Origin of the sequence: uncultured Salinisphaera sp., from assembly GCF_964012375.1 — a bacterium.
Lineage (GTDB): Bacteria > Pseudomonadota > Gammaproteobacteria > Nevskiales > Salinisphaeraceae > Salinisphaera.
Window position 1 is genome coordinate 1 of sequence record NZ_CAXGSH010000136.1, and the last position, 6,402, is coordinate 6,402.

Here is a 6,402-nt window from a genome sequence, read left to right on the forward strand (position 1 = left end):
CGCACCGTCTGTGAGGACTCGAACGCGATCCGCGAGAGGTTATGCAGAGCTTCCCGAGGGCCCGTTGCCGTTTCATACGAGCACCGTGTTGCAGACCGCAAATCGTGCTCTGCAAGGCGCGGGGCGCGACGTCGTGGCTAGCCACGATCAAGACTGGCAACGTCGCAGAGCGCGATTTGCGGCCCAACCCTTCGGGACAAGCGCTGCCTAAAAAATTGATTAGGCGGCAATACAGGGTTCCAGCACGCTTGCGCAGAATGACTGCGCGGCGCCTGCGACGCCTCGTCGTGCCGTCAAACAGCGCTTGGCGCGGACTCGTATGAGCGCCAACTGGCCCGAGCGGTCCGGCACGCGGTTATAAACGTGTTATTTTCGGTTATCGGCTCAACCCATTCGTTTTCGATGAACAACGCCAAGACCCGTTTCGCCACCGTGTTAACTTCGCTTGTGCTGGGCGCGAGCCTGCTTGCAGGCTGCTCCGAAACGCCGCAGGAAAAATACGACAACGCGGTCGAAAAGCTCGCGGAAGCGCGCGAGTCGCGCAACGAGGCACAGGAAGCGCTGAACGACAAGAAAGAGGAGCTCAAGGAGCTTCAGGCCAACCTCAACGAGTCGGAAACCGAACTTCAGCAGGCACGGCAGAAAGTCGCCGCCGCCTCCGAGGCCGTGAACAAGACGGTCAACGACCAGGTGCTCTTTCGCACCATTCAGCGTGACGTGCTCAAGGAAAAATCGTTCGACAAGTCCGCAATCTCGGTGGGCGTAAAGGATCGCGTGGTCACGCTCACCGGCGTGGTGCCGGACGAAGAAACCCGTGAACTCGCGCTCGAAAAAGCGCGCTCGCAGGCCGGGGTGGAAGACGTGATCGACGAGCTGCAGCTCGAAGACGAACAGGGCGAGCCCCGTGCGCCGTCGGCCGGCAGCGTCGCCAAGCCGAACCAGAACGCGCCGGCACAGCAGGACAAGCCGGCACAGCCGCAGGGCAACCAGCCCCAGCAGCCCAAAGACCAGCCGCAGGCAAAGCCGGAACCCCAGCAGCCGGAAGCAGATGCTCAGGGCGATACGCAGGGCAACACCCAGGGCGACACGCCCAAGCCGCCGATGGCGCCCAATGACGGCGGCGGTTCGGCTTCGGCGACGCAAGCCGGCGCCTACGGCGCGACGGCATAAGCGATGTTGAGCGCCGCCTTCTGGCTGCTGCTTGTCGCCTCAATCGGCGGCCTGGCCATGGCGGCCCTAGACGCCGCCCTGCGTCCGCTTCGCATCGGCCACGGTGCGATCGCGGGCGCAGGGCTGCTGTGCCTGCTCGTAGGCGCTTTCATGCATCCGGGCACGCTGGTCTGGAGCGCCTTTGCGCTGACCGCGATCGGCTTCGGCGCGGGGGCGGTATTCTTCGGGGTGATCTTCAAGCACCGCGCGCCGCCTCGGATTCTGGTCATCGGCCACGGCGCGCTCAACGCGCTTGGCGTACTGCTGCTCGGCGTACAGGTATTCGGCTAGTATTCGGCTAGGCGCTCATTCGGCGTCGAGCGTATCCGCCTGTTTCTGGAACGCACGAATCCGCCGGGCCGCGCCGAGCTCCGCACGAACATGGCCGAACAGGCCCCGGGACAGCGGCATCTGCCAGTCCGGCTCCAGCCCCCGCCCGATGCGCATGAGCTGCATGTAGTACCAGCCCATTTGCGAAAAGATATTCAGAAAGCGTAACGCCGACACCGACGAACGCGGCCCGAACGTTCCCCGACCGTAGGCCAGGTCGGCGCCGGGGTCGCTCGCCTCGGCGGTGGTGCCATCGAACAGGCGCGCCACGAAGTTGGGGTCCACGCACAGCGGCCGGCCCAGGCCGATGATGTCGGTATCGCCGCTGTCGAGGGCCGCGACCATGGCATCGCGCGAGCGAAAGCCGCCGGTCACCATCAGGGGCATGGTGGCCGCTTCTCGCATGAGCGCGGCATATTCCAGGAAGTAGGCTTCGCGTCGCCGGGTGCTCGCACGCGGCGCTTCCGCCTGGCTTTCGTCGCCGCTGTGGCCGAGCAGGCGCGGCTGTTCATAGCTGCCGCCCGAAATTTCCAGCAAATCGATATGGCAATCACTCAGCCAGCGCACCACCTGAATGCATTCGTCGTTGCTGAAGCCGCCCTTCTGGAAATCGGCCGAATTGAGTTTGACGCCAATCGCGAAGTCATCGCCCACCGCCGCACGTACGGCACGTACGACCGCGAGCAGAAGACGGGCCCGGTTTTCCAGGCTGCCGCCATAGGCGTCCTGGCGCCGGTTGGTTATCGGCGACAGGAATTCGCTGAGCAGATAGCCGTGGGCGCCATGAATCTGCACGCCGTCGAAGCCGGCGTCGCGGGCCACGGTGGCCGCGTGTACGAACCGCTCGATCACGCTGGCGATGCCCTGTTCGGTGAGCGCGCGCGGCCTGCGATAGGCGCCGAGCAGCTTGAGGCCGACCGGCGACGGGGCGACCGGGCGCGGCGTGCAGTACAACGGTGCCTGGCGCCCGGCATGGGACAGCTGCATCCACACCCGACTGCCGCCCGCCTTGGCGGCCGCCGCCCAGCGCGCGAGCGCCTCGCGATCGGCATCGCCATCGATGACGACATTGCCCGGCCGCTCGAGATCCCAGCGGTCGATCTGCACGTTGCCGGTAATCAACAGGCCAGCGCCGCCCTGCGACCAGCGCCGATAGAGCGTTTCCAGCGCGGGCGTGGCATTCATGCGGGCATCGGCCAGGCCTTCTGTCATCGCCGCCTTGGCGATACGGTTGGGCAGGGTCTGGCCACAGGGCAGCGCGAGGGGTTCGCGCAGCCGGGCGACGGCATCGGTTGCGTGGTTCGGCATGGCAGTGTTCGCTTTCCTGGACCGTGGTTTCGAATGGCGGCGGGCCTGACGCGCCCCGACAAGCGGGCGATCGCACATGGGCCGACGCTGCATCCGCTGCGGTCGGATGGTTGACTCATCGAGCATAGCCGGTCGCAAGCGTGGGCGCACAGGCGGGCAAGGCCAGGCGACAGGCAACCGGGCTGGCGCCCTGTGGCGTCTTGCTTGCCCTGCGCGCGCCGCGATCGCGATCATGCGGGGTTTCGGCAACTGCGCAGCACGCATGCGCGTATTCCAACCCATGGCGGCAAACCCATCCGTTCGGCAATACCGTCCCCGGCACGCAACGCGCATCGCAGCGATAGCGATGGCCGCCTGCATGACGGTACTGATCGCCGGCTGTAGCGCAACGGATGGCCCGACGGCCCGCTTCGACGACTATCTCACCCGCCTGGCCCGTACGCTGGGCCAAGACCTCACGCCGCCCGCACCCGAACCGCGCCGTCACTATCCGGCACGACGCCTGCTGCTACGGACCGTGGAAACCCCGCGCACCGGCTGGATCGGTTTCTTCAAACTGCATCGCTGCGGGCTGGTCAATCTCGTCTCCGAGCGCAACAGCATTCTCGGCCGGGTGGCGCCGCCCCAGGCCCGCCTGGCCTACGAGGCCCGGCTGCTGGCGGGCCTGACACGCTGTCGAGACGGCTTCGATCGCGATGCGCTCGCCACGGCCGATGACGACGATCGGGACTTTGTCTCCCATCTGGATGAACTGATCGCGCTCAAACACCAGGCGCGCGGCGCGATGCTCTGGAATCAGACCTTTGCCAGCGCGCCGATGGCGCATCTGTTCAGCGTGGCCGGCGGCGATGCCGGGCTTGCGCCCAGCCTTGCCGGGCGCGCACCGCGCGCGGCGCTGGCCCAGTTGACTAGCGCTGCCCGCCGGCTGCGCGCAGACAAGCCGGTCAACGAGACTGCCCTCGCCGAGGCCTACGAAACGCTGGACGCCAGCGAATACGGCGGCGGTCTGCAGATCTCCGCCATCGAGGCCACTGCCGCGCTCGAGCGTGCGAGTCAGCTCATTCGTACACGGCTGGCCGCACGGCCGCTTTGTTTCAACAACAAACCCAACCGGCGCGCTCGGGTACTGCGCACGATCCTGCTCGAAATCTACGGCACAGGCGTCCAGTCCTATCTCGCGGACCTGGTACGGGCCGGGCGCCTGTGGCGCGCGGCGGTGGACGAGTTGATCGCTGTTCAGGGCGTGACGCCCGATAGCGCGTTCATGCGGTATCGGGATCACACGCTTCGCGCCAATGGCGGCGTATGGGCCGATCTGGACGCCGCGATCGAGCAACACACGCAGGATTGGCAGCACGCCATGCGTCAGTGCGATCTCATGCCGGGCAGCAGCGTGGACTAGTCGTCGATCTGGCGCTGCGCCGGGCGGATGGAGCGCTGGGCCGGGGGCACCTTGCGACCGGTATCCAGTCGATTACCGCCTTGCTGTGCGCCGTCGAGGCGCCTGCCATCGCCTCGATCGTGGCCGCCGGCCTGCTGTCCCCAGCCGTAAACGCCTGGCGCTGCCGGCGCGCCGTAGCGACCGCCCGCGCCGTGATGCTCGAACACCCGCCCCTGACCGCCATAGCTGGGGCCGTAGGCATAGCCGCCGCGCCGATAATGACGATACTGAGGGTAGACCGGGGTCTGGTACTCCTCGTAGCGAAAACCGCTCGAGGGGCCATACACCTCGGTGCGCCGCTGGCTGTTGTAGCTGCCAAACGGTGTCGATCGATGCTGTTGATCGATGATCACGATGCCCGAGTTGTCCGCTGCCATCGCGCCGGTCGCTGTAATCAGCGCACCGCCCAGCGCCATGGCGGCGATGAAGATTTTCCGCTGCATGGTCAGATACCTCCTGCAGCGACTGCTGCCTGTGGATAGATTCAGCATGCGCGCCAGCGCGTGAATCCGCCATGAATAGCCGCGCCCGGCAGAATTAAGGATGCGTTCAGCGCACTACGCCTAGTTTGATCGCGACGCTAGGGGACACATCATGAAATCAGACATTCTGCCGTTTCGTTACCTGTTTGCCGCCAGCATGGCAGCGGCGTCCCTGCTCGTGGCCGGATGTGCCAGCAACCCCCGCCCCCAGGTCGACCCGATTTTCCAGGCGGTCCCGGGCGGCCAGTACGAATGCTACTACCAGAACGACGATCGCAACGTCGCGGTCAAGGGCGCCACCAGCAAGGCCGGCCAGGCTGTGCTGGGCGCGGCTGCCGGCGGCGTCGTGGGCAATCAGTTCGGCAGTGGCTCCGGGCGCGATATTGCCACCGGTCTGGGCGCGCTGGCCGGTGCGGGCGCGGGCGCCTGGAATGCCCGGCGCATGGAAAACAACCGGCTCAACGACTGCCTGCAGCGCAGCAACGGCTATCAGAACACGGCGCCTGCCGGGAACGGGAATATGTCCCCGTCCGGTTTTCGCAGCAGCTTCTAGCGCGGGTTCAAGCCTGCCCTTATCGCCATGACCCGCCACGCGATCGCCCCCGACATTGCACTCGCGAGCCTGCGACTGATCGCACTGGCATTGCTGGTGTTGCTTGCCTGCCCGATCGCGCAGGCCCAGTTCGATGGCGGTACGCTGCGCGCGCCGCTGGCCGAGCAGGCCGGGCCGGCCCACGAGCCGGCGGCCGAGGTCGCCAAGCGAGAAGCACGACCCGAGCCCAATGTCGCGCCGGCCGAAGCGGCACGCCGTGCTTCGCGGGAATACGGCGGTCGTGTGCTGAACGTGGTACTGGAAGACGGCCCCGGCGGCCCCTACTATCGTGTGAAACTGCTGGACGGCGGTCGCGTGCACATCGTGCATGTCGAGGCACGTCACTAGACTCATCCGAAACACACGGACGCTATGCGAGCACTGGTTATCGAAGACGATGTGGATCTGCGTGAACAGATCTGTGCGCAGTTGCGCAGTGACGGTTTCGCGGTCGATGCCACCGGTGAAGGCGAAGAAGGTCTGTTCTTTGCGCTGGAATACCCGATCGATATCGCCATTGTCGATCTGGGCCTGCCCGGCCCTACCGGCCTGGATATCATCCGCGAGGTACGCGAGGCCGGGCTCGATTATCCGGTACTGATCCTCACCGCCCGCAGCCGCTGGCAGGACAAGGTCGAAGGCCTGGAAACCGGCGCCGACGACTATGTGGTGAAACCGTTCCAGCCGGAAGAGCTTACCGCGCGTATCCAGGCGCTGGTGCGGCGTTCGCGCGGCTGGGCCCAGCCGAAGCTGGAATCCGGCGATATCGTGCTGGATACCGCGCGCCAGGAGGTCTTCGTGGCCGGCGAATCGGTGGAGCTGACCGCCTACGAATACCGGGTGCTCGAACATTTGATGCTGCACGCCGGCGAGGTGGTATCCAAGACCGCGCTCACCGAACATATCTACGAGGAAAACGCCGAGCGCGACTCCAACGTAATCGAGGTTTTCGTACGCCGCCTGCGCGCCAAACTCGACCCCGAGGGCGTGCGCAAACCCATTGAAACGCTGCGCGGACGGGGCTATCGGCTGGGGCGGGA

8 protein-coding genes are annotated in these 6,402 nt (G+C 66.1%); 6 read left to right on the top strand and 2 right to left on the bottom strand.

The genetic code is table 11. The annotated features are described in order from the left end of the window. Positions 1–402: 402 nt before the first annotated feature. Together ABNU97_RS16635 and ABNU97_RS16640 are read left to right on the top strand one after the other, a co-directional pair. Positions 403–1,170 (top strand): BON domain-containing protein, encoded by a 768-nt coding sequence (locus ABNU97_RS16635; protein ID WP_348767786.1) that lies wholly within the window; start codon positions 403–405, stop codon positions 1,168–1,170. Between the two features lie 3 nt (positions 1,171–1,173). Further along, positions 1,174–1,500, top strand: a complete 327-nt coding sequence (locus ABNU97_RS16640) for a hypothetical protein (RefSeq protein ID WP_348767787.1) — start codon at positions 1,174–1,176, stop codon at positions 1,498–1,500. Positions 1,501–1,515: 15 nt separating this feature from the next. Here ABNU97_RS16640 and ABNU97_RS16645 read toward each other — a convergent pair whose 3' ends face one another. Continuing rightward, positions 1,516–2,847 (bottom strand): NADH:flavin oxidoreductase/NADH oxidase family protein, encoded by a 1,332-nt coding sequence (locus ABNU97_RS16645; protein ID WP_348767788.1) that lies wholly within the window; start codon positions 2,845–2,847, stop codon positions 1,516–1,518. A gap of 358 nt (positions 2,848–3,205) precedes the next feature. On the opposite strand from ABNU97_RS16645, the gene ABNU97_RS16650 reads away from it, so the two are divergent. Continuing rightward, positions 3,206–4,249, top strand: a complete 1,044-nt coding sequence (locus tag ABNU97_RS16650; RefSeq protein WP_348767789.1) for a DUF3080 family protein — start codon at positions 3,206–3,208, stop codon at positions 4,247–4,249. On the opposite strand, the gene ABNU97_RS16655 is transcribed toward ABNU97_RS16650, so the two are convergent. Continuing rightward, complete coding sequence (locus tag ABNU97_RS16655; RefSeq protein WP_348767790.1) at positions 4,246–4,731, bottom strand: hypothetical protein; 486 nt, start codon at positions 4,729–4,731, stop codon at positions 4,246–4,248. The two genes, ABNU97_RS16650 and ABNU97_RS16655, sit on opposite strands and share 4 nt — an antisense overlap. Positions 4,732–4,882: 151 nt before the next feature. Between ABNU97_RS16655 and ABNU97_RS16660 the strand changes: the two genes are divergently transcribed. The 3 genes from ABNU97_RS16660 to ABNU97_RS16670 form a co-directional block, all read left to right on the top strand. Further along, positions 4,883–5,323: a glycine zipper 2TM domain-containing protein gene (locus ABNU97_RS16660; protein ID WP_348767791.1), complete on the top strand. Its 441-nt coding sequence runs from the start codon at positions 4,883–4,885 to the stop codon at positions 5,321–5,323. Between the two features lie 27 nt (positions 5,324–5,350). After that, positions 5,351–5,710 carry a hypothetical protein gene (locus tag ABNU97_RS16665; RefSeq protein ID WP_348767792.1) on the top strand — a complete coding sequence of 120 codons (360 nt, stop codon included), beginning with the start codon at positions 5,351–5,353 and terminating at the stop codon, positions 5,708–5,710. 24 nt (positions 5,711–5,734) lie between these two features. After that, the coding region (locus ABNU97_RS16670; RefSeq protein ID WP_348767793.1) for a response regulator transcription factor at positions 5,735–6,402 on the top strand (668 nt) is incomplete at its 3' end.